Annotated in this window: 24 protein-coding genes; 8 read left to right on the top strand and 16 right to left on the bottom strand. The window is 64.9% G+C overall.

Translation table 11 applies throughout. The features are described 5' to 3' along the window. Nucleotides 1–267 precede the first annotated feature (267 nt). Nucleotides 268–1,911 carry a Spy/CpxP family protein refolding chaperone gene (locus tag AAFG13_RS39895; RefSeq protein WP_342710395.1) on the top strand — a complete coding sequence of 548 codons (1,644 nt, stop codon included), beginning with the start codon at nt 268–270 and terminating at the stop codon, nt 1,909–1,911. A 141-nt stretch (nt 1,912–2,052) separates the two neighbouring features. Further along, entirely contained in the window at nt 2,053–2,730 is a 678-nt protein-coding gene (locus tag AAFG13_RS39890) for a potassium channel family protein (RefSeq protein ID WP_249131235.1), read from the top strand. A gap of 146 nt (nt 2,731–2,876) precedes the next feature. On the opposite strand, the gene AAFG13_RS39885 is transcribed toward AAFG13_RS39890, so the two are convergent. The 10 genes from AAFG13_RS39885 to AAFG13_RS39840 form a co-directional block, all read right to left on the bottom strand. Then, a complete protein-coding gene (locus AAFG13_RS39885) occupies nt 2,877–4,022 on the bottom strand; it encodes an alpha-hydroxy acid oxidase (RefSeq protein ID WP_212311245.1) in 1,146 nt (381 codons plus the stop codon). 112 nt (nt 4,023–4,134) lie between these two features. Continuing rightward, nucleotides 4,135–4,998 (bottom strand): sugar phosphate isomerase/epimerase family protein, encoded by an 864-nt coding sequence (locus tag AAFG13_RS39880; protein ID WP_212311246.1) that lies wholly within the window; start codon nt 4,996–4,998, stop codon nt 4,135–4,137. After that, entirely contained in the window at nt 4,998–6,191 is a 1,194-nt protein-coding gene (locus tag AAFG13_RS39875) for a dihydrodipicolinate synthase family protein (RefSeq protein ID WP_342710394.1), read from the bottom strand. Before AAFG13_RS39875 ends, AAFG13_RS39880 begins: the two co-directional genes overlap by 1 nt. 15 nt (nt 6,192–6,206) lie before the next feature. Then, complete coding sequence (locus AAFG13_RS39870) at nt 6,207–7,358, bottom strand: Gfo/Idh/MocA family oxidoreductase (protein ID WP_342710393.1); 1,152 nt, start codon at nt 7,356–7,358, stop codon at nt 6,207–6,209. Next, on the bottom strand, nt 7,355–8,758 hold the full coding sequence (locus AAFG13_RS39865) for a hypothetical protein (RefSeq protein ID WP_342710392.1): 1,404 nt from the start codon (nt 8,756–8,758) through the stop codon (nt 7,355–7,357). Before AAFG13_RS39865 ends, AAFG13_RS39870 begins: the two co-directional genes overlap by 4 nt. Before the next feature lie 14 nt (nt 8,759–8,772). Then, nucleotides 8,773–9,621 (bottom strand): ABC transporter ATP-binding protein, encoded by an 849-nt coding sequence (locus AAFG13_RS39860; RefSeq protein WP_212311250.1) that lies wholly within the window; start codon nt 9,619–9,621, stop codon nt 8,773–8,775. A 151-nt stretch (nt 9,622–9,772) separates the two neighbouring features. Further along, a complete protein-coding gene (locus tag AAFG13_RS39855; protein ID WP_212311251.1) occupies nt 9,773–10,768 on the bottom strand; it encodes an ABC transporter substrate-binding protein in 996 nt (331 codons plus the stop codon). A 173-nt stretch (nt 10,769–10,941) separates the two neighbouring features. Next, on the bottom strand, nt 10,942–11,751 hold the full coding sequence (locus tag AAFG13_RS39850; RefSeq protein WP_092124973.1) for an ABC transporter permease: 810 nt from the start codon (nt 11,749–11,751) through the stop codon (nt 10,942–10,944). 269 nt (nt 11,752–12,020) lie between these two features. After that, entirely contained in the window at nt 12,021–12,671 is a 651-nt protein-coding gene (locus AAFG13_RS39845) for a TetR/AcrR family transcriptional regulator (protein ID WP_249131234.1), read from the bottom strand. A 330-nt stretch (nt 12,672–13,001) separates the two neighbouring features. After that, nucleotides 13,002–13,862 carry a VOC family protein gene (locus tag AAFG13_RS39840; protein ID WP_342710391.1) on the bottom strand — a complete coding sequence of 287 codons (861 nt, stop codon included), beginning with the start codon at nt 13,860–13,862 and terminating at the stop codon, nt 13,002–13,004. Between the two features lie 222 nt (nt 13,863–14,084). On the opposite strand from AAFG13_RS39840, the gene AAFG13_RS39835 reads away from it, so the two are divergent. Beyond that, on the top strand, nt 14,085–14,978 hold the full coding sequence (locus AAFG13_RS39835) for a sugar kinase (RefSeq protein ID WP_342710390.1): 894 nt from the start codon (nt 14,085–14,087) through the stop codon (nt 14,976–14,978). Nucleotides 14,979–14,999: 21 nt separating this feature from the next. Then, entirely contained in the window at nt 15,000–15,935 is a 936-nt protein-coding gene (locus AAFG13_RS39830) for a ribokinase (RefSeq protein ID WP_342710389.1), read from the top strand. A gap of 97 nt (nt 15,936–16,032) precedes the next feature. On the opposite strand, the gene AAFG13_RS39825 is transcribed toward AAFG13_RS39830, so the two are convergent. Continuing rightward, complete coding sequence (locus tag AAFG13_RS39825; protein WP_342710388.1) at nt 16,033–17,256, bottom strand: FAD-dependent oxidoreductase; 1,224 nt, start codon at nt 17,254–17,256, stop codon at nt 16,033–16,035. A 259-nt stretch (nt 17,257–17,515) separates the two neighbouring features. Here AAFG13_RS39825 and AAFG13_RS39820 point away from each other — a divergent pair, with 259 nt between their 5' ends. After that, on the top strand, nt 17,516–18,307 hold the full coding sequence (locus AAFG13_RS39820; protein ID WP_212311258.1) for an enoyl-CoA hydratase/isomerase family protein: 792 nt from the start codon (nt 17,516–17,518) through the stop codon (nt 18,305–18,307). A gap of 12 nt (nt 18,308–18,319) precedes the next feature. On the opposite strand, the gene AAFG13_RS39815 is transcribed toward AAFG13_RS39820, so the two are convergent. The 4 genes from AAFG13_RS39815 to AAFG13_RS39800 all read right to left on the bottom strand — a co-directional run bounded on the left by AAFG13_RS39815 (nt 18,320) and on the right by AAFG13_RS39800 (nt 23,127). Beyond that, nucleotides 18,320–19,660 (bottom strand): TRAP transporter large permease, encoded by a 1,341-nt coding sequence (locus AAFG13_RS39815; RefSeq protein WP_342710387.1) that lies wholly within the window; start codon nt 19,658–19,660, stop codon nt 18,320–18,322. After that, a complete protein-coding gene (locus AAFG13_RS39810) occupies nt 19,657–20,241 on the bottom strand; it encodes a TRAP transporter small permease (protein ID WP_342710386.1) in 585 nt (194 codons plus the stop codon). The genes AAFG13_RS39815 and AAFG13_RS39810 overlap by 4 nt, the downstream gene beginning before the upstream one ends. A 27-nt stretch (nt 20,242–20,268) precedes the next feature. Further along, nucleotides 20,269–21,237, bottom strand: coding sequence for a TRAP transporter substrate-binding protein (locus AAFG13_RS39805; protein ID WP_223968248.1), 969 nt, complete (start codon nt 21,235–21,237; stop codon nt 20,269–20,271). Nucleotides 21,238–21,423: 186 nt separating this feature from the next. After that, nucleotides 21,424–23,127: an IlvD/Edd family dehydratase gene (locus AAFG13_RS39800; RefSeq protein WP_342710385.1), complete on the bottom strand. Its 1,704-nt coding sequence runs from the start codon at nt 23,125–23,127 to the stop codon at nt 21,424–21,426. A 172-nt stretch (nt 23,128–23,299) separates the two neighbouring features. Here AAFG13_RS39800 and AAFG13_RS39795 point away from each other — a divergent pair, with 172 nt between their 5' ends. Continuing rightward, a complete protein-coding gene (locus AAFG13_RS39795; RefSeq protein WP_342710384.1) occupies nt 23,300–23,992 on the top strand; it encodes a GntR family transcriptional regulator in 693 nt (230 codons plus the stop codon). A 34-nt stretch (nt 23,993–24,026) separates the two neighbouring features. Continuing rightward, nucleotides 24,027–24,596: an invasion associated locus B family protein gene (locus AAFG13_RS39790; protein ID WP_342710383.1), complete on the top strand. Its 570-nt coding sequence runs from the start codon at nt 24,027–24,029 to the stop codon at nt 24,594–24,596. Here the strand turns inward: AAFG13_RS39790 and AAFG13_RS39785 are convergent, their stop codons facing one another. After that, nucleotides 24,597–25,418 carry an NAD(P)-dependent oxidoreductase gene (locus AAFG13_RS39785; RefSeq protein WP_342710382.1) on the bottom strand — a complete coding sequence of 274 codons (822 nt, stop codon included), beginning with the start codon at nt 25,416–25,418 and terminating at the stop codon, nt 24,597–24,599. It lies immediately after the preceding gene. 113 nt (nt 25,419–25,531) lie between these two features. On the opposite strand from AAFG13_RS39785, the gene AAFG13_RS39780 reads away from it, so the two are divergent. After that, nucleotides 25,532–26,494 (top strand): SMP-30/gluconolactonase/LRE family protein, encoded by a 963-nt coding sequence (locus tag AAFG13_RS39780; RefSeq protein ID WP_342710381.1) that lies wholly within the window; start codon nt 25,532–25,534, stop codon nt 26,492–26,494. Nucleotides 26,495–26,558: the final 64 nt, after the last annotated feature.

The raw sequence follows: 26,558 nt of genomic DNA, 5'->3' as shown, positions 1-26,558 counted from the left end.
ACGATTTCGACGCCTGCGCGTTGAAGCCTTGTGGGCAGGGATGGACAGAGAGCCATGCTCATGCCTCCCCGCGGTATTTGTTTTGCTGTGCTTTTGGTTGGTGCCTCGATGCTGGCGGCGAGCGGCGCTGCCGCCCAGCCACACAAGGGTGGACCGCCCGGCGGCGCACGTCCAGCCGCGCCACCAGCAATGGCGCGTCCCGCGCCGATGGTCCACGCCGCCCCGCCCGCAATGGCGAGACCGCCTGCAATGGCTCGGCCACCCGCGATGGCACGGCCGGCAGCATCCGCGTTCCATGCCCCGCAGCGACCGGCGATGGCGCCGCGCCCGGCACCGCATTTCGCCGCCCCGTCGGTGCGCCAAGCCCCCCATATCGCTGCGCCGCGGATCGCAACGCATCGACCCGAATTCCGTCGTGGGGCCCCGCTGCAGCGTCAGGCTCCGCATATTGCCGCGCCATCACGCGCGAGCTCACCGTCGCGCTTGAGCGAGCGACCGTCACCGACGGAGCGAGTTCAACAGCGCGCGCAGCAGCATCAGCAATTGATCCAGCAACGCCAGCAGGCGGCGCAGCAGCGGCAGCGTGATGCGCTCTCGCACCAGACCGCGGAGCGGCAGACCCGGATCGATCGCCTGCAGCAACGCGTGCAGCAATTGCAGTCGCAAAAGGTCGAAGGCGCACGCGCGCAACGCGTCCATGACCGTGCGCTGCAGGCGCAGAGCCGCCTGTTACAGCGCGAGCAGCGTGCGCAACAGGCGGACGTTGCCCGTCAGCAGCGATTGGCGCCGGCAACAACGGTTGGGGCCGCCGCAACAACGGTTGGGGCGGCCGCCGCGACCACTGCCGCGACGCAGGCGGCCCAGCGCGAGCGATTTGCCGCACGCTTCCGCGACCAGGCAGGTGCGCAAAGCCAGGCGGCGCTTGCGGTGCGTCAAGGCGGCTGGGCGCCCCGGAATGCCTGGCGACACGGCCACCGCGCGGCGTTCGTGGCGTGGCTTGGCCCGGTGTTCCTGCCTTACGCCTATTCGGACATCTTTGACTACACGTTCTGGTCCTATGCCTACGAGCCCGGCTATTGGGCCTACGCCTATGACGACTTCGTGGACACCGTGTTCTGGGACACCAACAGTCCCTACTCCGCCTATGCCAGCATCAACCCTGGCGACTATCCGGCCACCGCAGGCCGCGATCGGTCCCGTCAACGCGCCGATACGAGTCCGCAGGCAATCAAGCAGTTATGCGGAGAGCCGGACAAGGGCGTCACAGCCTGGCCGCTTGCCGACATCACGCGGGCGGTACGGCCGAGCCAGCAGCAGCGCGCGCTCCTCGACGAGTTGAAGACATCAGCGGCGAAGGCAGCCGATATCTTCAAGGATTCCTGCGCGGACAGCTATGCCATGACGCCAACCGGCCGCTTGCGGTCGATGCAAAATCGCATCAGCGCGACGCTCGAGGCGATCAGGATCGTGCGGCCGGCCCTGGAGAATTTCTACAGCTCGCTCAGCGACGAGCAACAGGCCCGCTTCAATGCGCTCGGTCCACATGTCGGCGAGCGTTCGCCGCAACAGCAAACGACCGCGCAATCCGCGAATTGCGGCGATTCGAAATCCGACCTGGCCCAGCTGCCGATCAACAGGATCGAGGCCTCGCTTCATCCGGCGGGCAAGCAGAAGGAAGCGCTCGACCGCCTGAGCGATGCGACCAAAACAGCCATAGCGGACCTGCAGGCAGCCTGCCCGAACGACGTGCCGCTGACGCCAGTCGGCCGCCTGGAGGCGATGCAGCACCGGCTCGAGGCCATGCAGAAGGCCGCGAAGTTGATCGAGCCTGCACTGGACAAGTTCTATGCCATGCTGAGCAGCGAGCAGAAAGCTCGCTTCAACACGCTGCAGCAAGTCGCGAGCCCCTGAGACGGCCGTCCGGCGATCTGGATCGCCGGGCGCGCCGGATGTCGGTCCTCCATCTTGCCTTTGCGGCCGCCGCGCAGCAATGTCTGGCACCAGCATGCTGATGCGATGCCGAATGACGGGGCGGGAATGAAGCGCGGTTGGATGAGGACTGGCGAGCTGCGCGAGCGCTGGGGCGATTCCTTGCTGACCGTGCTCACCATCCTGATCCTTGTGATGATGTTCGTGGTGGCACCCCTGCAGGCGCTCGGCCTGTTCGAATTCCAGATCTTCGAGCTGTTTCTCGCGCTGTTCCTGGTCGGCGGCGTATTCCTGATGTCGGGCAGCGCAATTGCGGTCACCGCGATGCTGGTTGCACTCGCCATGATCGTCACGGGCGGGATCTTGCGGCTGCGCTCGCCCTCGATCCTCGACCTCAATCTGTTCGCGGGCTCGTGGCTGATCGTCGGCATCACCCTGGCCGTGACGGTGGCTCGTGCGACATTTGCGCCGGGCCGCGTGACCTATCACCGCGTGGTCGGCGCCGTCTTGCTCTATCTCTCCGTTGCCGTGATCTTCTCGGCACTCTACACCTTCATCGGCACGCTGCTGCCGAAGGCCTTTTCCGGGATGAAGATGGAGGACAGCCCCGCGCTGGCGAACGAGCTGATTTATTTCAGCTTCATGACGCTGACGACCACGGGCTACGGCGACGTCGCTCCGCTGCATCCGATCGCACGCAGCCTATGCAATCTCGAGGCGATCTTCGGCCAGCTCTATCCCGCAACCCTGCTGGCGCGGCTCGTGACGCTGGAGATCACGCACAGCGATCAGGATTCCTAGAGCGCAGCGGCGCTGACAGGATCGACCCAATTTGGTGGTGGCATCCTTTAAGCCGGGCGGGCCGATAACCCACACGCAATCAGATCGATTGGGCACTGGAGCAGATCGGCGCCGCGTTGACGCAGGACCTCTGAGCGATCGGGCGGCTATCTGAACCGCAAGTTTGCGCGGGAGAGCTGGCTGATCGAGGAACACCCCATCAGCCGCATGTCCCGCACCAGCTCCGCCTGCAGCAGACCAAGCGCCCGCTCGACTCCGGCCTGGCCGGCCGACGCCAGCGGATAGAGATAGAAGCGTCCTAGGCCGACGGCCTTCGCGCCGAGCGACAGCGCCTTCAAGACATGGCTGCCCCGCTTGATGCCGCCGTCCATCATCACGTCGATCCGGTCGCCCACGGCATCGACGATCTCGGCCAGTTGATCGAACGCCGCCCGCGAGCCATCGAGCTGCCGGCCGCCATGGTTGGACAGGATGATGCCGGTGCAGCCGATCTCAACCGCGCGCTTCGCATCATCGACCGACATGACGCCCTTCAGGCAGAACTGGCCGTTCCACTGCCGGACCATTTGCGCGACATCGTCCCATGTCATGGCCGGATCGAGCATTTCCGTGAAATAGCGCCCGATCGACATCGCACCGCCGCTCATATCGACATGCTCGTCGAGCTGCGGCAGCTTGAAGCTCTCATGCGTGACGTAGTTGATGGCCCAGGCAGGCTTGATGGCGAATTGCAGCATGCCGCCGAGCGTGAGCCTGAACGGAATCGAAAACCCGGTCCGCAGGTCGCGCTCGCGGTTGCCCCCGGTGATGCTGTCGACAGTCAACATCATCACGTTGACGCCGGCCTGCTTGGCGCGCTGCATCATCGCCGTGTTCAGGCCTCGATCCCGGTGGAAATAGAACTGATAGACCTGCGGCGTAGCGTAAGCCTTGCGCAATTCCTCCAGACTCACGGTCCCGAGCGAGGACACGCCGAACATCGTTCCGTATTTCGCCGCCGCAGCGGCGACGGCCCGTTCGCCCTCATGATGAAACAGACGCTGCAGCGCGGTCGGCGAACAATAGAACGGCGTTGCCAGCTTCTGGCCCATCACGGTGACCGAGAGATCGACGTTCTCCACACCGCGCAGGACATTGGGCACCAGATCGCAACGCTCGAAGCTCGCGGTGTTCTGCCGAAGCGTCGCCTCATCGTCCGCTCCACCGTCGATGTAGTCGAAGATCGGCCCCGGAAGCCGGCGCCTTGCCAGTTCGCGGAAGTCATGGAAATTGTGGCAATCGCTCAAACGCATGTCGTGCTCCGAAGGTCCGGACCGCGGAGTTCAACGGCCGCCAGTGCCGTTCACACCACAGCGTTCGGAATAACCGGCACGCCTCGCCTTGTCCACCGAACCGGTCGTTGGGTCAGACCACCGTCCGATGCCGCTCGATGCAGGTCCGCAGCACGTCGTCCAAGGGCCGGCTCCACCAGTCATTCGAGAAGATCTCGATCTCCGAATAGCCGGCAAAGCCCTCCGCTTCGACCATTGCGCGCACCGATCTGATGTCGATGACGCCGTCGCCCATCATGCCGCGATCGTTGAGGATGTCTTTCGTCGGCACCAGCCAGTCGCAGACGTGGAACGCGAGCAGCCGGTCCTTGCCGGCGCGCGCGATCTGGCTCTTGAGTTCGGGATCCCACCAGATGTGATAGACGTCGAGCGCGACGCCGATCGCGCCGGTGCGGCTAGGATCGAGCGCATCGCAGATGTCGAGCGCATGTTTCGTGGTATTCACACAGGCGCGGTCGGCGGCATAGGCCGGATGCAGCGGTTCGATCGCGAGCGGCAGCTTTGCCTGTTTTGCATACTCCAGCATCTCGGCGATGCCGTCATGCACCTGGTTACGCGACGCCGCGATATCCTTGGATGCAGCGCTGCCCGGCCGCGAATATTGCGGCAGACCGCCTGCCACGAGCACGATGCAGGAGGCGCCGAGCGCGGCCGCCTCGTCGATCGCGCGGCGGTTGTCGTCGCGCGCCTCGCTGCGATGCGCGCTGTCAGCCGTGAACATGCCGCCGCGGCAATAGCCTGACAGATCGAGCCCGGCGTCCTTCACCGCGCGCACCGCGCGATCGAGCCCGACGCCAGCGACCTGGTCGCGCCATGGATCGATAGCCCGGATGCCGTGGCGCGCGCAGGCCTCGATGATGGCGATGAGATCGCCCTGCTTGCGGACCGTCGCCGTGTTCAGCGACAGCCAGCGGTGGTCCTCGGAGAAGTCACGCATCAGCCGTCGATGCCTCGCGTCGCCATGATCGCCGCCATCCGGCGCGTCGCGAGCTCCGGATTGGCGAGCAGCCCCGCCTGGTCGGCGAGCCGGAACAGCTCGGCGAGATGCAGGGTCGAACGCGCGCTCTCCTGTCCACCGACCATCGTGAAGTGATCCTGATGACCGTTGAGGTACGCCATGAACACGATGCCGGTCTTGTAGAAGCGCGTCGGCGCCTTGAAGATGTGGCGCGACAGCGGAACGGTTGGTCCCAGCACGTCGTGGAAGCCGGCCTCGTCACCGACGGCCAGCCGCGACAGCGCGTAGGACGCGGCTGGCGCAATCGCATCGAAGATGCCGAGCAGCGCGTGGGAGAAGCCCTTGGCGTCGCCGGCGATCAGCTCCGCATAGTTGAAGTCGTCGCCGGTGTACATCTTGACACGCGGATCGAGTCGCCGCCGCATGTCGATCTCGCGCTGCTCGTCGAGCAGCGAAACCTTGACGCCATCCACCTTGGCGGCATTGGCGTTGATGATCGCAACCGCCGTATCCATTGCCTGGTCGAGATCGGCCGTGCCCCAGTAGCCTGACAGAGCCGGATCGAACATGTCGCCGAGCCAGTGGATGATCACGGGCTCGCGGACTTGCGACAGCACGCGGTCATAGACCTTCGCGTAGTCGTCCGCATTCCTGCCGAGCTTTGCCAGCGCGCGCGAGGCCATCAGGATGATGCGGCCGCCGGCCTTCTCCACAGCTTCGATCTGCTCCTCATAGGCGCGGATCACGTCATCGATCGACTTCGCGTCTTCCGCCGCAAGATGATCGGTGCCGGCGCCCGAGAACACCAGCGCGTTTCCCTTGGCTTTGGCTGCCTTCACCGAGCGCTGGATCAGTTCGAGCGAGGTCGCCCAATCGAGGCCCATGCCGCGCTGCGCGGTGTCCATCGCCTCGGCCACACCAAGGCCGAGGTCCCAGACGTGTTCGCGGAACGCGATCGTCTTGTCCCAGTCGATCGCGGCCGTCAGCCAGGGATCGACGTCGGCGCGCGGATCTGCCACCACATGGGCGGCAGAGAACGCAACACGATTGAGCGTGCCCTCGAGCTTCGCCGGAAAGGTCCGCGACGCCGCCAGGCGATAGGTCTCGAGACCGCCGTCGGCGGTCGGCAGCTTCAACGACAAGGACGACACCGGCAGGACTGGCTTGTTCATGACAAAAGGCCTCTCTCAGACCGTGATCGGGGCGACGTCGATCCAGCGCCGCTCCTTCCAGCTCTTCAATGCACATTCGGCGAGCTGCACGCCCTTGGCGCCTTCGAGCAGCGTGTATTTGTAGGGCGCATCCTCGCAGACATGGCGGATGAACATCTCCCACTGCTCCTTGAAGCCGTTGTCGTAGACGACATTCTCAGGAAGCCTCTGCCAGTCGGCGTAGAAATCATGCAGCCGCTTCTCGTCCGGATTCCACACCGGCCGCGGCGTCGCCTGACGCGCCTGGATCACGCAGTCGGTCAGGCCTGCCACCGCTGAGCCATGGGTGCCGTCGACCTGGAAGGTGACGAGGTCGTCACGGTAGACGCGCGTCACCCAGCTCATGTTGATATGCGCGATCACGCCGCCCTTCAGCTTGAAGGTGGCGTAGGCGGAATCGTCGGCCGTCGCCTGGTACTGGTTGCCCCTCTCGTCATAGCGTTCGGGGATATCGGTCGTCCCGATGCAGACCACGCTCTCGACCTCGCCGAACAGGTTGTCGAGCACGTAGCGCCAGTGGCAGACCATATCCAGAATGATGCCGCCGCCATCCTCGGCGCGGTAGTTCCAGGACGGCCGTTGTGCCTCCTGCCAGCCGCCCTCGAACACCCAATACCCGAACTCGCCGCGCACCGAGAGCATGCGGCCGAAGAAGCCGGAGTCACGCAGGAAGGCGAGCTTCTTCAGGCCCGGCAGGAACAGCTTGTCCTGCACCGTGCCGTGCTTGAGCCCCTTGGCATTGGCGAGCTTCACGACTGCAACGGCTTCTTCGAGATTGGTCGCGATCGGCTTCTCGCAATAGACATGCTTGCCGGCGTTGATCGCCTTGGTCAGCAGCGAGGGCCGCGCCTGCGTGGTGGCGGCGTCGAAGAACACGGTGTCGCCTTTGTCGGCCAGCGCGCGATCGAGATCGGTGGTGTGCCGCTCGATGTTGAAGCGCCTGGCCAGGCTAGCGACCTTCTCGGCGTCGCGGCCGACCAGGATCGGATCGGGCATGATGCGGTCGCCGTTCCCGAGCTGTACGCCGCCCTGCTCGCGGATTGCAACGATCGAGCGGATCAGATGCTGGTTGAGACCCATCCGGCCCGTAATGCCGTTCATGATCAGGCCGAGGCGTTTGGTCGTCATGCTGTCTGCTCCTGCGAAGCGCGTGGTGTGGGCCGCTTGAGCGGCTGCATGGTGGACCAGTCCGGATGGATCGAACTGGCAAAGCCCGGTGCGGCGGCGATCGACCCTGTCAGCAGATCGCCGTCATGGATCGCGAGGCGGACCTTGCCGCCGGCGCGCGTGTAGAGATCGGGATGCGCGATGAGGAAGGCGTCGGCCTCGTCGGCCGGGGTTTCGGCAAAGCCGTCGACGTAATGATGCCCGTTGCGCTCGGCATGGGTGACGCCGATCAGTGCCCCGAGCGCGAGATCCTGCTGCACGCCGAGCCCGGCCTGGCAGGTCAGGTCCTCGCCGCTGATGAAATACCGGCTATCCGCGCTCCATGCTGCCGCACGCGTCGCATTGATGATCGACTTGTAGATACCCTTGCACGATTTCGAGGAAATGCCGCGATAGCCGAGCGCCCGCGCCTGCGGGAATGCATCGTAGCAATCGTCGGCCTCGTCGATGATGAAACTGCGCGCGCCCAGCGTCCCGAGCGGCGAAGCTTTCGTGATATCGCGCGGCATCGGCTGCTCGATGTAGAGCAGGTTTGCCGCGATCGGTTCAAGCGCCGCGTCGTGGTCGAGCCGGTCGACCAGCGCGCTCAGTGCGGCAAGGTCAGCATATTGCTCGTTGGCGTCGAGCGTGACCTTGGTGGCGTAAGGCAGCCTTGCGAGCTCGCTGCCGATCCGCGCCAGCCGCGCCGCGTCATGGGCGGGATCGCCGTTCAGCTTGAGCTTGAAATAGCGCGCACCCGCGTTCTCGCCTGCGTCGGCGACACCGCCCTCGCCTTCAACCTTATCGTCCATCCCGACGGTATGCCGGACGGCGACACGGTCGATCCGCTTGCGTGTTGAGAGGAACCGCGCGATGGCCGCATCGTCGAGATCCGGCGTCAGCCGCGCGTCGATGCCGGCGATATTGCCGGTCATGCCGTCAAAGAAATTCGCGCCGGCCACGCGCAGCAGCGCATCCAGGATCGCCTTGTCGATCTCGGCCGGGCCGAAGCTCGCTGCGAGTGGCGGAATGTCCTGCGCAGCGCAGGTCGCGACCTGCGGACCGATGCACGCGGTGTGCAAGGCGAACGCGGTCTCAAAAGTCCGGTTCGTCAGATAGAGCTCGCGTGCAACCGCAAGCGAGCGGCGCAGGCCGTCGAGCGACTGCGCCTCCGTCAGATGCGGCCGCTTGTCGAACCATTTTGGCGCCAGCATCTCGGCGCTGGCGCCGGTCGCCCGGCCCTTGCCTTCCACCTCGATCTCGACCCGCACGAACAGCTGCGTCGACGCGGTGATCGTCACCGCGCCGAAACGGAACGGCCGGGCGAACACCAGCGGTCGTTCAAAGAAGGCGATAGCGTTGACTTTGAGGCGAAGCGGCATTGAAGGCTCGGGTGTTAGTCCAGCGACCCCTGCGTGAAGAAATGTTTCCGGATCCGTTGCACCAGTTCGGTGAAGACGGGATCGGACATCGTCTCCAGCGAGCGCGGCCGTGGCATCGGCACGTCGTAGATCGCGGCGATCGCGCCGGGCCGCTCGGTCATCACGAGCACGCGGTCGGCGAGGAACACGGCTTCCGGGATCGAGTGCGTGATCAGGAGCACGGTCTTACCGGTCTCGCGCTGGATCCGCATCAGCTCGACATTCATCCGCTCGCGCGTCATGGCGTCGAGCGCGCCGAATGGCTCGTCCATCAGCATGATCTTGGGATCATGCACCAGCGCGCGGCAGATCGAGGCGCGCTGCTGCATGCCGCCGGACAGTTGCCAGGGCAGCTTCTTCTCGAAACCCTCGAGCCCGACCAGCTTCAACAGCGCCTTGGCGCGGGCGAGATATTTGTCCCGCGGCAGCTGCTTCATGTCGATCGGCAGCATCACGTTGGACAGGATGTTGCGCCACGGCAGCAGCAGCGCGTTCTGGAACACGATGCCGACATTGCCGTGCGGCCTGGTCACCGGCTCGCCGTCGACCAGCACCTCGCCGGTCGTCGGCGGCAGCAGGCCCGAGATCATCTTGAGCAGCGTGGACTTGCCGCAGCCGGAGGGCCCGACCACGACAAAGAACTCGCCGTCATTGATGGTGAAGTCGAGCGGCCGCAGCGACGGCACGTCGCCGTCGCGCGACCGGTAGGTCTTCGACACGCCGGACAGCTTGATGCCTGGCGTGGCGCCGGCGGCGCGGTCGGACACCAGGCGCAGATGCGCGGCGGGCTGGTTGACTTCGGCTGGTTTGGTCGCAGGATTCATCGCAATCCTCTCCACCCGTCGCCTCTGCGAAAGCAGGGATCCTTACGCCGTGCCCTCTCGTTCGGGCACACGGGCTGAGACCTTCCGTGACAATTAAGGTTGGTGGTTATGGGTCCCTGCTTGCGCAGGGACGACAGGGGATATTTGTGGCTCACGAATCGCCCTTCGGCAGATAGTCGTTGGTGTAGAACGCCTTCGGATTGGCCTTGGCCTTGGCGTCGAGGCCGCCATATTCGACCATCAGATTGACCGACTCCGTCATGTTCTGATCGGTGACCTGGAACGGTCGCTTGGCCTTGGTTTCGGGTGTGCGATAGAGCGGGATCGTCAGCTCAAAACCCTGCGTCAGCGTGTCGATCTTGCCGCCCTTCGGGTTGGCGTCGAGGATCGACTGCGCGGCCGCCTTCGGCTGTTTCTCCGCAGCTTCCACCGCCTTGGTGGTCGCCGACATGAAGCGGCGGACCAGGTCGGCATTGGCCTTCACGTAGTCGGAGTTCGCGATGATGCCCGACGAAACCATGTTGATGCCGTAGTCGGCGAACTTGATCGGATAGACGTCCTTGCCGGTGGCGTCCTTGATCTTCATCGACTGGTCCATGACGTAGCCGAGCAGCAGATCGGCCTGGCCGTTAATGACGGCGTTGAGCTTGGTCTGGCCGTCGCCGGCGACGGTCTGGAAGTCGCTTTCCTTGAGGCCGGTCTTCTTCAGGAACAGCGGCCAGATCTGCGTCATCGAATCCGCCGGCGTGATCGCGACCGTCTTGCCCTTGATGTCGTCCGGCTTCCTGATGTTCTTGTCGACGAAGCCCATCGCCGACATCGGGCTGGTCTGCAGCAGCACGCCGGTGGCGATGACCGGCGCGCCCTTCACCGCGGCGCGCATCATCGTGGGCACGTCGACATAGCCGAAATCGGCGGTCTTGGCCGCCACCGCCTGCGTGGTCGCGGCCGAGCCGCGGCCTTCCTGGATCTCGAGGTCGATGCCTTCTGCGGCATAGATGCCCTTGGCCTTGCCGTAATAGAACGGCGCGTGCTCGCCATAGACGTACCAGTTCAGCATCAGCACGACCTTGTCGGCCGCAGACGCCGGCGCCACCGCAAGCGCGGTCCAGGCCAGCGCGGCAATAACGGCAGTGAGCAATCGCATCAGATAATCCTCCCGTTGTTCTTTTTCGTCATTGCGAGCCACCCGGTCGGCGCGAAGCGCCGCCGGATGACAGGCTCCGCGAAGTAATCCATCGTGCAGCAAGTGGAGAAATGGATTGCTTCGTCGCTATCGCTCCTCGCAATGACGCTTGCTGTTGTTTCTGTGCACAAATCCTAGGAAGCGAAGATGATGTCGTCGCGCTGGCTGACGTGCCAGGGGATCACCAGCCGCTCGATGCGGTCGACGATCCAGAACAGGATGACGCCGAGCAGCGCCAGGATCACCAGCGCGGCGAACATCGTCGGCAGGTCGAAGGTGCCGATCGAGCGCTGCATCACATAGCCGATGCCGGAATTGGAGCCGACGAACTCGCCGACCACCGCGCCGACCACGGCGAGCGTCACGGAGACCTTCAAGCCGGAGAAGATCGCGGGCATCGCGTGCGGCAGGTTGACCGCGCAGAACACCTTGAAGCGGCTGCCCTGCATCGCGCGTGCGAGGTCGACCATGTCGGGATCGACCGACTTGAAGCCCTGCACCGCCGAGACCACGACGGGGAAGAAGCCGAGCAGGAACGCGGAAATCACCTTGGGGATGATGCCGAAGCCGAACCACACCACGAACAGCGGCGCGATCGCGATCTTCGGCACCGATTGGGAGAACACCAGCAGCGGATAGACGTAGCTCTCGACCGTCTTCGAGCCCGCGATCAGCATCGCTGTGGGAATGCCGAACAGCGCCGAGAGCAGGAAACCGCAGATCGTCGCATAGGTGGTCGGCCAGGACTGCCGCAGCAGCTCCGGCCAGTCGCTCCACAGCACCGCGACGACGTCGCCGGGCGACGGGATCTGATAGGCCGGGATGTGGAACAGGCGGATCGCGAGGTCCCAAGCCACCACGATGACCACCAGGAACAGGAACGGACGCACCCACGCCGCATTCAGCACCTTCGACACGCCCGAAGGGCTCTTTGCCTCCGCCACGTCACGCTCCCTTGCAGTCTCTGTTGTTCGTCCAGAAATTAACCCGTTGGATAAATACTGTCCAGCCCCTTGCACGTGGCAAAATCGCGCCAAAATCCCCTACTTTCGTCAGGCGAGATTTTTATGGACGAACGATGCGTAGCCCGGATGCGGCGCAGCGAAATCCGGGGCCGCATGATCCGCGGATACAGTTTCCCGGATTGCGCTTCGCTGCATCCGGGCTACGGGCCATCGCTTTTCCGGAACGACCGCGTGCGGGCCACCGGCGTTCACACCACCCGGTGTTCCGCCGCGCGCCGCGGCGGCATCGCGCTGCCAAACGCGGCGGTGGACTTGCCGGTCAGCGCCGCCAGCACCAGCGCAGTCATGTGCTCGAGGCGCTGGTCGCGGGCGTCCTTCTTGAGCAGGTCGCGGCCGAAGATCACGCTCAGCGTGGCGCTGTTGGAGAGATAGAAGAACGCCAGCCCGGCGATCGAGATATAGAGCTGCACCGGATCGACCGCGTCGCGGAAATCGCCGCTCTCGACCCCGCGCGTCACCACGGTGCGGATCATCTCGACAAAGGGCGAGTGCATCGACTTGACCTTGGTCGAGCGCTTCAGGTGCTTTGCCTTGGCGAGGTTTTCCGTGTTCAGCAGCGCCAGGAACTCGGGATTGCGCAGAAAATAGTTCCACGTGAAGTCGATCAGGCGCCCGATCGCCTCGGGCGGGTCGAGATGCTCGAGGTCGAGCGTGCGCTCCTCGGCGCGGATCTTCTCGTAGGCGCCTTCCAGCACCTCGAGATAGAGATCCTCCTTATTGCCGACGTGGTAGTACAGCATGCGCTTGTTGGCGTCGGCATTGGCCGCGATGCGGTCGACCCGCGCGCCGGCGAGGCCATGGGCGGCGAATTCCTGCTTGGCCGCCTCGAGAATCCGCATCCGCATCCCCTGGGGGTCACGCTGCCATCTCTGTATCCGCTTTGCTTTGGCCAAATCGATCGCCCGTGATGCTGGATTAATGAATGTAGCATGACGCGCGGCGTTTGAGAACGAATGTTGTCGTGACAGCCATGCGGGAATATTTCTCGCAGCTGCGACAAGTATCTCTGTCATTCCGGGGCGTGCGCAGCACGAACCCGGAATCCATCGACCCGCATGTACCGGTGATGAATGGATTCCGGGCTCTCGCTTCGCGAGCCCCGGAATGACGAATAAGACTCATCTGCCCGCGGTGCACGCTGTCGTGACAACGCGCGCATGAACCACGGCCTAGTCTGGCTTTCCCTGTGAGGGCTGCACCAGAAGCGTCGGCACGCCGCACGTGCCGTTGCGCACCGCCATCACGCGCGTGCCGGGCTTGCGGCCGGTGCGAATCTCCGAGACGTCGACGCCGGCGGCAACTAGCCGCGCGCGGGTGGCCTCGATATCGGCGACGCGCCAGCAGATGCCGCGCAGCCGGTCCGGCGCGTCCGTCTCCGCCTTGGTGTTTTCCTTGCCCGGCCGGTGCGTGACCTCGACCACGAGATCACCGCAGCGGAAGAACATCAGCCGGCCCCACTCGGGATGCGACCGGTCGAGCGCCATGTCGAGCCCGAGCCGCGCGCCATAAAGTGCGGCCGCTCGTTCCGGGTCGGCGGTCGAGACCACCACATGATCCATCGCGGTGATCGAGGCCGGCGTGGTGCGCACCGACAGAGGCCGCTCCTGCTCCCGCTCCAGGAAGAACATGCGCACGCCGCGTGTCGCATCGGTCGCCGCGCGCGTCCGCTTCCACGACAGCGTGGCGCCGCTGGTCTCGTCGCGGCTCTCGACCTCGGCGACGGGCTCGGGCTTCAGGGTCAGCCGCTCGAGCCTGCGGTGTGTCCTGGCGATATCGCTGGTGCGGAAGCAGAGGCTCGCGAGCCCCTCGCCTTGCGTGACGAGCGCGCTGCGGACGCGCCGGGCGGCATCGTCATCGCCGCGCGGCGCCATCAATTCCAGCGTCGTGTTGTCGAGCGTGAACAGCACGCGGTCGGCGCCGTCGCCGCTGTTGCGCCAGGCCGGCGCCCGCGCGAACAGCGTCTCGTAGGCGGCGCTGGCGGCAGCAATGTCGCCGGTGAGGACGACGACATGATCGAGACCGGTGATCATGGCTTTGGCCTCCCCGAATCTGCCGTCATTGTGCTTCTCCTTACGAATCCCGGAACCGCGGCCTGCCACCGGCCGTTATGCCGCATACCAGAACAGGCCGGCACATCCATCATCTCTACCTGTAAACCAAGCAGGGTTGCGAATAATTTCAGCGATATCGGCCGATCAGCGGTGCTAGTCTGATCGTCGGCCGGGACCACACCAAGCGATCACGGGAAGCGAATGCAGGCTCTCTTCATTGGACAGACCTATATCGACGTCACCTTCATCACGGATCACATGCCTGTCGGCGACGAGAAGCACGTTGCAGACGCCTATGCCGTATCGTTCGGCGGCAACGCGGTGACCGCGGCGTTCTGCTGCGCCAAGCTCGGCGTCGAGCCGGACCTGATCGCCACCATGGCCAATGACTGGCTGGGACGGATGTTCTGGGACATGGCCGACAGGTACGGCATCTCGTTCCATCCCCGCAAGGTGAACTCCTCCTCGCTGTCCTTCATCATGCCCAACGACGGCAAGCGCGCCATCGTCCGCTGCCGCGACGACCAGCACATCCATCCCTTTCCGCTGCTGAACATCAAGGGCTGCCGCGCGCTGCACATCGACGGCCACCAGCCGGACGCCGCGATCCATTACGCGAAGCTGTGCCGTGAGGACAGCATCCTGACCTCGCTCGACGGCGGCGGCCTGCGCACCAACACCCACGAGCTGCTCGCCTTCATCGATGTTGCGATCGTCGCCGAACGGCTGTGCGAGCAGATGGACAAGACGCCGGAGCAGATGCTCGACTATCTCAAGAGCCGCGGCTGCCGGGTCGGCGGCATCACGATGGGTGAGCGCGGCCTGCTCTGGTACGACGAGGCGGGCACGGTGCAAACGCTGCCGGCACTGCCGATTCCGCGCAAGCGCGTGATCGACACCAACGGCGCCGGCGACGTCTTCCACGGCGCCTACATCTATTCCTATCTCGCCAATCCCGGCAAAGCCTGGCGTGAGCATTTCGAGTTCGCGCGCGCAGCGTCGACCTACAAGATCCAGAAGCTCGGCAACGAGGCCGGCCTGCCGACGCTCGCCGACATCGCCGCGGTCAAGCAGGAATTCGGCGCCGCGGTCTGACAGGACGGAGTGGGATTGGGCATGGGGCGCGTCTTCGTCGCCGGCAGCATCAATATGGACGTGGTGGCGACCGCCGAGCGCCATCCGCGGATCGGCGAGACCGTCGCCGGCGAGGCCGTGCTGTATTTTCCCGGCGGCAAGGGCGCCAACCAGGCGATATCCTCGGCCAAGCAGGGCGTGCCGACCACGCTGGTCGGCCGGCTCGGCGCCGATGCGTTCGGCAAGGAGCTGAGAACCTTCCTTGCCGCGCAAGGCGTCGATCTCAGCTTCGTCAAGGACACCGGCAGCGCGCATTCGGGCACAGCGATCATCACGCTTGCCAATGCCGACAACACGATCGTCGTCGTGCCCGGCGCCAACGGGCTGGTCGATGCCGATGATGTCGCAGCGCCCGTGCTTGCGAAGGGTGACGTCGCGGTCAGCCAGTTCGAGATCCCGCTGCCGACGATCGCCGCATTCTTCAGCCGCGCCCGCGCCGCCGGCGCCACCACGATCCTCAATCCGGCACCGGCCAAACCGGCCGACAAGGCGCTGCTCGATCTCGTCGATGTCCTGATCCTCAACGAGACCGAGCTTGGCCTGCTCACCGGAGCGGAGCTGCGCGACAGCGACGACCCATCCCGCTTCGCCGAGGCGGCACGAACCTTGGGGCGTGGCAAGATCGTCTGCGTCACGCTCGGCAAGCGCGGCGTGCTGGCGCTGGTCGACGACCAACCGCTGCTCGTGCCTGGACGCGAGGTCAAGGCCGTCGACACCACAGGCGCCGGCGATTGCTTCGTCGGCGCCCTCGCCTCGCAGCTCGCCATCGGCAAGCCGCTCGGCGACGCCCTGGCCTACGCCAACATTGCCGCCTCGATTTGCGTGCAACGGATGGGCGCAGCGCCGTCGATGCCGACGGCGCAGGAGGTGGCCGCTATTCTCTCCCCGAGTCGTCCCGGCGAAGGCCGGGAACCATAACCGCCGGCCGTAGAAACAGACACGCGCATAGTGACTGCGTTCATCTCCGCCAATGACCGCCGCGGAGTATGGGTCCCGGCTTTCGCCGGGACGACGCCTACAATTGCGCCAGCGCACTCTTCAAATCAAAGCTCGCATCAGCCGCCTGCTCCGGCGTGATCGAGCCTCCGGCGCCGAGCAGCCGGCGGCCGAACATGTGATCGCCGGCGCGATTGACCGACTCGATGCCGAGCAGCCTGTCACCGCGATAGCAGAACGCCGAGAACGCGCCCTGCGCGCGGTCGCCGCGCACCACGACGCGGTCGTAGCCGGTGGTAAGACCCGCCATCTGCAGCTTGTCGGGGCCCTGGTCGCTCCAGAACCACGGCAGGCCATCATAGACCTCGGTCTTGCCAGTCAGCCGCGCCGCCACGCAGCGCGCATGGTCGGTCGCGTTCTGCACCGACTCCAGCCGCAGCGATCCGCCGAAGCGCTTGCTGGTGTAGAGCGCGCAATCGCCGATCGCGGAAATATTCGGATCCGCGGTCAAAAGATGCTCGTCGACGATGACGCCCGATGCGACCGGCAGCCCGGCCTCCGCGGCGAGCTCGACATTCGGCAGCACGCCGACGCCGACCACGACGAGATCGGCCGGGATATGCGTGCCGTTGCTCAGGCTGACGCCGGTGACCTTGGCGCCATCGGCCTCGATCGCCGTGACCTGCACACCGAGGTGGATCCGGATGCCGGCCGCGCCGTGGCGCGCCTGCGAGAACTCGGAGATCTCCGCGGTCACCGCCCGCGCCATCACGCGCGAGGCGAGCTCGACCACGTCGACCTCGAGGCCCTTGGCTCGCGCGGTGGCCGCGAACTCGAGCCCGATGAAGCCCGCGCCGATCACCACGACGCGCATGCCGGGTGCGAGCAGGTCGCGCAGCGCCTGGCTCTCGTCGAGGATGCGCAGGTAGCGCACCGCGTCGAGCTTCGCGTTGGGAATATCGAGCAGCCGGTTCCGCGCGCCGGTCGCGAACACCAGGTGGCCGTAGTCGAGCGAGGTGCCGGAGGCCAGCGCCACTTTCCGCGCGTTGCGGTCGACCGCATGGGCGCGATCGGTGATCAGCTCGATCTTGTTGTCCTGGTAGAACTTGTCGGGCCGGAACATCAGGGTCTCGGGCCCGCCGGTCCCCTTCAGATAGGCCTTCGACAAAGGCGGCCGCTGGTACGGCAAATGGCCCTCGTCATTGAGCAGGGCGATGCGCTCGGCAAAGCCGGCCTGGCGCAGCGACGCCGCGAGCTGGAAGCCGGCATGTCCGGCGCCGACGATGATGACCGAGCCTGTCATCGGAACAACCCAAATACGCGCGAGCAGGAGTGACCCATCCCGTTTCCTCTTGTCGATGTTAGCTTGCGTGCCCCGTCACCACAGCGCTCGTGTCTGCGTACCGAAGGCGCGCGCTATTTGGCCCCATGGCTCGCGCTGATGCAAGGGGGTCCCGGGCAAATCTGGGCACCCGAAAGCCGCCTCCAGGCCCCTGCCGGATTGCCACGGCTCCCGCCAAGGCCTTAAATGTCCGGAAATAACAAGCCCAAGGTCCTCAAAAATGCCCGATCCCGCCTCCCCCAACGACCCCGCCTTGCTCCGCATCGACGGCGCCATCGCGACCATCACGCTGAACCGGCCGGCCGCGTTCAACGCCATCGACATGACGATCGCAAAAAGGCTCGAACAGCTCGGCGCCGAGGTCGAAGCCAACAAGGACGTCCGCGTGCTGGTCATCGAGGGCGAAGGCCGCGCCTTCTGCGCCGGCGGCGATCTGCAAACCATCGGTGCTGCGACCGAAGCCAACAACGTCGCGCCCGTGGTCGGCGAGATGCTTCATCACTACCATGCCTTCATCGAGACGGTTCGGCGGATGCCGAAGATCGTGCTGTCCAGCGTGCACGGTTCGGCGGCCGGCGCCGGCATGGGCCTCGCCTTCGTGACCGACCTGTGTATCGCCGCGGAGGATGCCCGCTTCACGCCCGCCTATGCCAAGATTGGCGTATCGCCCGACGGCGGCAGCACGGTCGGCATCGTCGGCACGGTCGGGACCCGTCGCGCGCTGCAGATTTTCCTTGCGGAGGATGGCTTCACCGCGCAGCAGGCCTATGAATGGGGACTGGTCGTCAAGACCGTCCCCGCGACCGAGCTGAAGGCCGCCACCCGACAGCTCGCCGAGCGCCTGGCGAAAAATCCGCCCGCCGCGATCGCGGGAACCAAGTCGCTGGTCTATCAGGCGGCCACCACGCCGACCAAGCAGCAGCTCGATGCCGAGGAGCACAAGATCATCACGTCGATGCATACCGAGGATTTCCGCGTCGCCGTGAAGAAGTTCACCAGCAAGACGAAGTAGGAACCGGGCTCGCTAATTCGGGCAGATGTATTCGGTGCCGCCGGGTGCCTTGAAGCAACCGACCGATTCCGGGATCACCTGCTTCGGCAGCCACAGCACGACCTTCGGAAAATAGATCGTGAAGCAGATCGTGACCAGGAACACGACGTAGATCGGCAGCGCCGCCCGCAGCGCTTTTGCAAAGCTGATGCCGACGAATTTCGAGGCCATCAGCAGCACGAGCCCGTAGGGCGGCGTGATCAGGCCGAAGGCCAGCGTCGCGATCAGCACGACGCCCATATGCACGCCATTGATGTCGCCTGCCTGGGTCAGCGCGTTCACCAGCGGCATGAAGATGATGATGGTCGGCACCGGCTCGATGAAGTCGCCGACCACGGTGAACAGCAGCACCATCAGCAGCATGATGAGGTGCGGATCGTTGCCGGCGATCGAGGTGATCCAGTCGGCGATGTAGATGGCGCCGCGCAGATAGGCCAGCATCCAGCCGAACGCGTTCGCCGCGCCGATCGTGATCAGCGGCAGCGAGAAGATCAGACCGGCCAGGCAGAAGTCATACGGGATCTTTTTCAGGTGCCCGCGGTTCAGCGCCGGGATCACGACGAGGATGATGTAGGCGACCGCGACCACGCCGGCCTCGGTCGGCGTGAACCAGCCGGTCAGGATGCCGCCGAGCAGGATCACCGGGATCATCAGCGGCAGCGCGGCGTCGCCGGCGGCGAACGCGATCTGGCGCAGCGGCGCCCGCGGCTTGCGCAGTCCTGACGGGCCGAAGAAGTAGCAATAGATCATCAGCCCGAAGCCGATCATCAGGCCGGGGACCACGCCCGCCATGAACAGGCCGGCGATCGAGACGTTGCCGACCGCACCATAGACCACCGCCGTGATGCTCGGTGGCACCAGCGCCGCGATCGTCGAGGCCGAGGCGATGATCGCGGCGATGAAGGCCGGCTCGTAGCCTTCGCGCCGCATCGGCCCGCCGAGTGCCCGGCTCATCACGGCGACATCGGCCGTGGTCGAGCCCGACATTTCCGAGAAGAACATGCTGAACACGACGACGACCTGCGACAGCCCGCCCCTGATGTGACCGACCAGCGAGACCGACAAATTGGCAATGCGGACCACGACATTCGCCGAGCTCATGAGTTCGCCGACCAGCAGGAAGAACGGGATCGCCAGCAGCGCCTCGGAATCGATGCCGTCAAAGATCTTCTGGATGATCGCGGCCAGCGACACATCCGACAGCGCCGCGCCGATGAACACGCCCGCCATCAGCGAGAACGGCACCGGCACACCGAGATAACCGAAGAACAGGAAGCAGGACGACATCAACACCAGCACGACCGGTGCACTCACGGCTGCACTCCCGTGGTCGCACTGGTGTTGATCGCGGGAATCGCAAGATCCTCGTCCGGCGGCTCCGGATGCTCAAATCCGTTGCGGATGCCGTTGACGAGCTGCTCGACCGTGAACAGGCCGATCAAGATGCCGGACAGTGGAATCACCGCATAGAGCGATGCGATCGGCGTTCCGGACGGCAGCCGGAAGCTACCGAAGCCGCGAAGGTAATTTTGATAGCCGTACCGGACCAGGCAAAAGGCGACGCCCAGCACCACCAGGCGGATGACGATCTCGACGACCAGCCGCGACCTGCCGTGCATCGCCTCCGAAAGCGCGGTTAGATAGAGATGGTCGTTGCGCCTGGTCGCGACCGCAGCGCCAACGAAGATCGCGTAGATGAACAGCGTCGAGGTCACCTCCTGCAGCCACAGCCAGGGATGACCGATGGTGCGGGTGACGATGTCGGCGGTGACCGAGAGCGAGAAGCCGAAGCACAACAGGCCGCACAGCATCATCAGGATCAGCTCGAGCCGATCCAGCGCCCGCCATTTCAGATGCCGCTGCCGTTGCAGCACCAGTCTGTCGGCGATGGCCATGGCTCGCGCTCCCCGTCGACCCGGGCTTTAATTGATGGCGCGGATCAGGTTCTTGATCTTCTCCGCATGCGGGCCGAGCTCCTTGGCGAGCTTGTCGAGATAGGGATCGGCGATCGCGGTGAAGCTCTTCTTGTCCACGTCATCGACCACCTTGACGCCGAACGACTTCAGCTTGGTCAGCGCATTCCGCTCCAGCTCGAAGGCCTTCTGCGGCTCCTTGGCGCTGACCTCGTTGGCGGCGGCCTGCACCCATTGCTTCTGCTCGGCGGACAGGCTCTGCCAGAGCTTGTCGGAGACGAACAGCAGGGCATTGTTGGCCTCGTGCTCGGTGATCGACAGCACGGGCGCGACCTCATAGTGCTTGTTGACGAGATAGACGTTGATGCTGTTCTCGGCGGCGTCGACCACGCCGGTCTGCAGCGAGGTGTAGACGCTGCCGAACGGCATGTGCACCGTCTGCGCGCCATAGGCCGGGAACATGGTGTCCTCGGTCGCGGTCGCCTGCACCCGCACCTTCACGCCCTTGAGGTCGCCGACGTTGTGGATTTCCTTCTTGCTGTAGATGTGGCGCACGCCCTGCGAACCGGTGCCGATCACATGCAGGCCCTGCGCGGTCTCGTCGATCATCGTCCTGATGGCGTCGAACACCTGCGGGTCCGCCAGCGCCTTGATCACATGGGCATCGTTGCGGAACAGGAAGTGCAGCGACATCACGCCGGCCTGCGGCGAGATTGTCGCCGTGTTGGCGGAAGAGACGATCGCGAACTCGATATCGCCTGATTTCACGAGCTGCAGCAGCTGCGGCTCCTGGCCGAGCTGCGCGCCGGGATATTGGTCGACGATCATCGTCCCCTTGCTCAATTCCTTGAGCTTCTCGGCGAACAGATCGCCGGCGACCGAATAGCCGGTGTTGCGCGGCTGGTCATAGGCGAAGCGGAAGTGCTTGACCTCCTGCGCGCCGGCGCGCGCCGTCAGCAGCAGCGCTGCCGCGGCCATGGCGATCCCGACGATCCTGGCTGAATAGCCCATCGCGACGTTCCCCCTGTTTTTGATTGACGCGATCATCCCATCAGTCCCGCGGGATTGTCAATAAAACAGAAGGAATTAGACCATCACTGGCGCGATCGAGCGCTCCGTCACCGAAATTATCGACAATTCAGCTACCACGCCGAACGCCGCCGGTTACTTCCCCTTGGCGCGCATGAAGTCGAAATCGCAGCCCTCGTCGGCCTGCAGGATGGTCTCGTTGAAGAGATGCGCGTAACCGCGCTTGGCCCAATCCGGCGCGCCAGCGGGGGCCAGCGCCGCGCGACGCTTCTGCAACTCGGCCTCGTCGACCAGGAGATCGATGCTGCGCTTGGCGACATCGAGCCGGATCATGTCGCCGTTCCGCACCAGACCGAGCGGACCGCCGACGGCGGACTCCGGCGTGATGTGCAGCACGATGGTACCGAACGCGGTGCCGCTCATCCGCGCATCCGAGATGCGGACCATGTCCTTCACGCCGGCGCGCGCGAGCTTCTTCGGGATCGGGAGGTAGCCCGCCTCCGGCATGCCGGGGGCGCCCTTCGGGCCGGCGTTGCGCAGCACCAGCACGTCGTCGGCGGTCACATCGAGCGCGGGGTCGTCGACCCGCAGCGTCATGTCCTCGACCGACTCGAACACCACGGCACGGCCGGTGTGCTGCAGGAGCCTCTCGCTCGCCGCCGACTGCTTGATGACGGCACCGCGCGGCGCGAGATTGCCGTGCAGGATCGCCATCGCGCCTTCGGCCTTGATCGGGTTCGCCTTGGAGCGGATCGCATCCTGCCCCGGCACATCCTCCGCGCCGGCCACAACCTCACGCAAGGTCTGGCCGGTGATGGTTCTGGCATCGAGGTCGATGAGGTCGCCGAGCTGCGCCATCAGCTTCGGCACGCCGCCGGCATGATGGAAATGCTCCATATAGTGTTCGCCCGACGGTTTGAGGTCGACCAGCACGGGCACCTCGCGGCCAAGCTTGTCGAACGCCTCGAGGTCGATCTTGTGCGGCGAGCGGTTGGCGATGGCGGTCAGATGAATGAGCCCGTTGGTCGAGCCGCCGATCGCCTGCATCACGACCTGGGCGTTGCGGAACGACGACGGTGTCAGGATCTCGCTCGGCTTCGGTCCCTTGGTCTTCGCCATTTCGGCGGCGACGCGGCCGCTTGCCTCCGCGGAGCGGAAGCGTTCGGCATGCGGTGCCGGGATCGTCGCGCTCATCGGCAGCGTGAGGCCGAGCGCCTCGGTGATGCAGGCCATGGTGGAGGCCGTGCCCATCACCATGCAGGTGCCGACCGACGGCGCGAGGCGACCGTTCACGGCCTCGATCTCGACATCGTCGATCTCGCCGGCGCGGTACTTGCCCCACAACCTCCGGCAATCGGTGCAGGCGCCGAGCACCTCGCCCTTGTGATGACCGACCACCATCGGCCCGACCGGGATCACAACGGTCGGCAGATCGGCGCTGATGGCGGCCATGAGCTGCGCCGGCAGGGTCTTGTCGCAGCCGCCGATCACGATCACGGAATCCATCGGCTGGGCGCGGATCATCTCCTCGGTATCCATCGCCATCAGATTGCGCAGGTACATCGAGGTCGGATGCGCAAAGCTCTCGGCGATCGAGATCGTCGGGAACACGAACGGCATCGCGCCCGACAGCATCACGCCGCGCTTCACCGCTTCGATAATCTGCGGGACGTTGCCGTGGCAGGGATTGTAATCGCTGCAGGTGTTGGTGATGCCGACGATCGGGCGATTGAGCGCGTCATCCGAATAGCCCATCGCCTTGATGAAGGCCTTGCGCAGGAACAGCGAGAAGCCGGCGTCACCATAGCTGGTCAGTCCCTTGCGAAGTCCGTCGGCCATTTTCTTCTCTTCCCGTGGTTGTTCGGCCGCACTTAAGGAGCGGCAGGAATTATTGTCAATATGAGATAATCTGGCGCAAGAGCGCCGCTGGTCTGCGGCAAAATCGCCCCCATTATTGACAATAGCCATGGCGTCATGCTGACCTCCGGCATCGACCCGAAGCCGAGAGCGCATGACAGCCGAGCCCACCTTGCCGGATATCCAAGCCCCCTCGCGAGAGGAGGAACAGGCGGAAGTGATCCGCCGGCTGGAGGAGGACATCATCTTCGGCCGCTTCGCGCCCGGCCTGCGGCTGGTCGAGGATACGCTAATGCAGCGCTACGGCGCGAGCCGACATTTCGTGCGCCAGGCGTTGTTCCAGCTCGAACGCCAGGGCATCGTGCTGCGCGAGAAGAATGTCGGCGCCACGGTGCGGTTCTATTCCGCCGAAGAGGTGCGGCAGATCTACGAGGTGCGCGAGATGCTGACGCGCCAGGCCGCGCTGATGATCGCCCTGCCCGCGCCTGACAGCCTGGTCGAGCAACTAAGCGAGCTGCAACGGCATTACTGCATCAAGGCCGACGCGCAGGACATGCGCGGCATTCACGAAACCAACGATGCGTTCCACCTCGCGCTGTTCTCCGCCTGCGGCAATCCCTATCTGGTCCGCTCGCTGCAGGACTACATGAACCTGACGCTGCCGATGCGCGCCAAGAACCTCGCCGACAGCGAGGGCCTCGCATTGTCGCGCCGCCAGCACGAATTGATGATTGAACTGCTGAAGGGCCGTGACAGCTGGGCGCTGGCGCAGCTCTGCGTCGATCACATGCAGTACAGCAAGGCGGATTATCTCGTCCGCATCTCCAACGACAAAAAGCCGCAATAGCGCGATACGCGGCCTCCTCGCGAAGGAGACGGCGATGCGTTACGTGGCTTTGTTGATGGGATCGATCGCCGTGCAGCTCGCACTCGGTGGAATTGCCGACGCGGCCGATCCGCGCGCGACCGAGCTCACCTATGAGCCCTGGACCAAGACCTGCCTGACCGAGGCGAGCTGCTTCGTCGCCGCCGCCGCGCGCGGCCAGTGCGCGCCGTCGGGCGGCACCATCAGCGTCTCGCCACAGACCAGCACGCGCGCGCTGCTCACCGCCAATGTCGCCACGCGGACCATGCTGGAAGGCACGATCAGCCTCCGCATCGATCAGGACGAGCCGATGCAGGTCGCCAGGACGCACTGCTACACGCTCGGCTGCGGCGGCACGCTGGAGGCCAATGGCGAGCTGATCGAGCGGCTGAAGCACGCGCAAGCGATCGTGGTGGAAGCGAAGAACCTGACCGGGCAGAAGATCAGCCTCAACTTCCCGCTTGCGCATTTTTCCCAGACCTATGACGGGCCCGGCAGCGCGCCCAAGGCATCCGGGCAAAGCCCGAATGAGCCGCAACGAGAGCACACCGAAGCGGTGAAGCAGCTTCCGCAGTGCGACGACTGATCATTTCTTCCAGTCGATCACCCTCGTCCTGTCGCCATCGAACTCCATGCTGCAGAACGTGCCGCCCTGGTAATAATCGCCGACGGGATCGGGTGGCAGCTTGGCCTGCTCGGCCATCGCATGCTCGCGATAATCTTCGCCACGGCCGCTCGGACGATAGCCGAGATCGTAGGCGCGATGATTGTCCCACCACGAGCGCTCGTTGTAGGACGCGCCGTACAGCACCTCGAAATGGATGTCGGGATGCTCGAGCCCGATGCGGCAGAGCTGAACCAGATCCTCGGGCTTGAGCCAGATCGAGAGCCGGCGGTGATCGAGCGGCGCCTCGCCGAAATTACCGATCCGGATGCAGGTCACCTTGATGCCGTGCTTGTCGGCATAGAGCGCGCCGACGCCCTCGCCGAACACCTTGCTCACCCCGTAACGACTGTCCGGCCGCGCGGTGACGTCGGTGCCGATGCGGTGATGCCGCGGGTAGAAGCCGACCGCGTGGTTGGACGAGGCGAAGATCACGCGCTTGACACCTTTCTTGCGCGCCGCCTCGAACAGATTGTAGCCGCCGATGATGTTGGCCTGCAGGATCGCATCCCAGGATCCTTCGACCGAATAGCCGCCGAAATGCAGGATGCCGTCAACGCCCCCGCAGATCGCCTCGACCTCAGCGAGGTCGGCGAGATCGGCCGCTTTGAATTTTTCGTGGCTGCCGAGATCGGCGGGCGGCTTGATGTCGCTCAGCAGGAGATCCGGATAGATCGGCGGCAGCAGCTTGCGCAGGCTCGTGCCGATTCCCCCCGATGCGCCGGTCATCAATATGCGTGGCATGCCGTCCCTCGTCTTTCCTGTTTGCTGCAGCCGAATTGCGGCCGCAGGCCGACAATGATAGCAAACCATGCGCTCAAGGAAACACCATCGAAACACAACAACGAGAACAGCAAATGTCCGATGTTCATTCCGCCGGCTGGCGTCCCGCGACCTGTTATCCCGATCCCGCGATCCATGCGCTCGACCCGCGCTTCGAGAAGTACTGGCTGAAGCTCTCCGCCGTTGAGCGCATCGCCACCGGCCTGCGCTGGGCCGAAGGGCCGGTGTGGTTCGGCGACGGCCGCTACCTGTTGTGCAGCGACATCCCGAACCAGCGCATCCTCAAATGGGAGGAAGAGACCGGCGCGGTCAGCATCTTCCGCAAGCCGTCGAACTTCGCCAACGGCAACACCCGCGACCGCCAGGGCCGGCTGATCACCTGCGAGCATGGCGGCCGCCGCGTGGTGCGCACCGAATATGACGGATCGATCACAGTGTTGATCGACTCCTTCGGCGGCAAGCGGCTGAACTCGCCGAACGACGTCGTGGTGAAATCCGACGGCGCGATCTGGTTCACCGATCCGATCTTCGGCCTGCTCGGCAATTACGAGGGCTACAAGGCCGATCCGGAGATCGAACCCAATGTCTACCGGCTCGATCCCGAGACCGGCAAGGCCAGCATCGTCGCCGAGGGCGTGCTCGGGCCGAACGGGCTGTGCTTCTCGCCGGACGAGAAGATCCTCTACGTCGTGGAATCCCGCGGCGAGCCGAACCGCAAGATCCTCGCCTATGACGTCTCCGCCGACGGCAAGACAATCTCCAACAAGCGCGTGTTCATCGACGCCGGCCCCGGCACGCCCGACGGGATGCGCTGCGACATCGATGGCAATCTGTGGTGCGGCTGGGGCATGGGCGATCCCGAACTCGACGGCGTCGTGGTGTTCGCGCCCGACGGCGTCATGATCGGCCGCATCGCGCTGCCGGAGCGCTGCGCCAATCTCTGCTTCGGCGGACTGAAGCGCAACCGCCTGTTCATGGCGGCGAGCCAGTCGATCTATGCGCTCTACGTCAACACCCAAGGCGCGCTCGGCGGCTAGGTCTCTGTGTCGTCCCGGCGAAGGCCGGGACCCATTACCACAGACCTTCGTTTTGCAAACAATG

The sequence above is a fragment of the Bradyrhizobium sp. B124 genome, assembly GCF_038967635.1.
GTDB lineage: Bacteria > Pseudomonadota > Alphaproteobacteria > Rhizobiales > Xanthobacteraceae > Bradyrhizobium.
Note: the sequence above shows the minus strand (reverse complement) of the source record. Positions and strands in the feature narration are given on the sequence as shown.

What these genes read in the sequence shown, in the direction of transcription:
- AAFG13_RS39890 (WP_249131235.1), top strand. Translation starts at nt 2,053, where the DNA reads ATGAGGACTGGCGAGCTGCGCGAGCGCTGGGGCGATTCCTTGCTGACC.
- AAFG13_RS39840 (WP_342710391.1), bottom strand. Translation starts at nt 13,862, where the DNA reads ATGATCACCGGTCTCGATCATGTCGTCGTCCTCACCGGCGACATTGCT.
- AAFG13_RS39800 (WP_342710385.1), bottom strand. Translation starts at nt 23,127, where the DNA reads ATGGCCGACGGACTTCGCAAGGGACTGACCAGCTATGGTGACGCCGGC.
- AAFG13_RS39810 (WP_342710386.1), bottom strand. Translation starts at nt 20,241, where the DNA reads ATGGCCATCGCCGACAGACTGGTGCTGCAACGGCAGCGGCATCTGAAA.
- AAFG13_RS39860 (WP_212311250.1), bottom strand. Translation starts at nt 9,621, where the DNA reads ATGAATCCTGCGACCAAACCAGCCGAAGTCAACCAGCCCGCCGCGCAT.
- AAFG13_RS39790 (WP_342710383.1), top strand. Translation starts at nt 24,027, where the DNA reads ATGCGTTACGTGGCTTTGTTGATGGGATCGATCGCCGTGCAGCTCGCA.
- AAFG13_RS39885 (WP_212311245.1), bottom strand. Translation starts at nt 4,022, where the DNA reads ATGCGTTTGAGCGATTGCCACAATTTCCATGACTTCCGCGAACTGGCA.
- AAFG13_RS39880 (WP_212311246.1), bottom strand. Translation starts at nt 4,998, where the DNA reads ATGCGTGACTTCTCCGAGGACCACCGCTGGCTGTCGCTGAACACGGCG.
- AAFG13_RS39895 (WP_342710395.1), top strand. Translation starts at nt 268, where the DNA reads ATGGCACGGCCGGCAGCATCCGCGTTCCATGCCCCGCAGCGACCGGCG.
- AAFG13_RS39795 (WP_342710384.1), top strand. Translation starts at nt 23,300, where the DNA reads ATGACAGCCGAGCCCACCTTGCCGGATATCCAAGCCCCCTCGCGAGAG.
- AAFG13_RS39875 (WP_342710394.1), bottom strand. Translation starts at nt 6,191, where the DNA reads ATGAACAAGCCAGTCCTGCCGGTGTCGTCCTTGTCGTTGAAGCTGCCG.
- AAFG13_RS39845 (WP_249131234.1), bottom strand. Translation starts at nt 12,671, where the DNA reads ATGCGGATTCTCGAGGCGGCCAAGCAGGAATTCGCCGCCCATGGCCTC.
- AAFG13_RS39830 (WP_342710389.1), top strand. Translation starts at nt 15,000, where the DNA reads ATGGGGCGCGTCTTCGTCGCCGGCAGCATCAATATGGACGTGGTGGCG.
- AAFG13_RS39855 (WP_212311251.1), bottom strand. Translation starts at nt 10,768, where the DNA reads ATGCGATTGCTCACTGCCGTTATTGCCGCGCTGGCCTGGACCGCGCTT.
- AAFG13_RS39785 (WP_342710382.1), bottom strand. Translation starts at nt 25,418, where the DNA reads ATGCCACGCATATTGATGACCGGCGCATCGGGGGGAATCGGCACGAGC.
- AAFG13_RS39835 (WP_342710390.1), top strand. Translation starts at nt 14,085, where the DNA reads ATGCAGGCTCTCTTCATTGGACAGACCTATATCGACGTCACCTTCATC.
- AAFG13_RS39820 (WP_212311258.1), top strand. Translation starts at nt 17,516, where the DNA reads ATGCCCGATCCCGCCTCCCCCAACGACCCCGCCTTGCTCCGCATCGAC.
- AAFG13_RS39825 (WP_342710388.1), bottom strand. Translation starts at nt 17,256, where the DNA reads ATGACAGGCTCGGTCATCATCGTCGGCGCCGGACATGCCGGCTTCCAG.
- AAFG13_RS39865 (WP_342710392.1), bottom strand. Translation starts at nt 8,758, where the DNA reads ATGCCGCTTCGCCTCAAAGTCAACGCTATCGCCTTCTTTGAACGACCG.
- AAFG13_RS39780 (WP_342710381.1), top strand. Translation starts at nt 25,532, where the DNA reads ATGTCCGATGTTCATTCCGCCGGCTGGCGTCCCGCGACCTGTTATCCC.
- AAFG13_RS39870 (WP_342710393.1), bottom strand. Translation starts at nt 7,358, where the DNA reads ATGACGACCAAACGCCTCGGCCTGATCATGAACGGCATTACGGGCCGG.
- AAFG13_RS39805 (WP_223968248.1), bottom strand. Translation starts at nt 21,237, where the DNA reads ATGGCCGCGGCAGCGCTGCTGCTGACGGCGCGCGCCGGCGCGCAGGAG.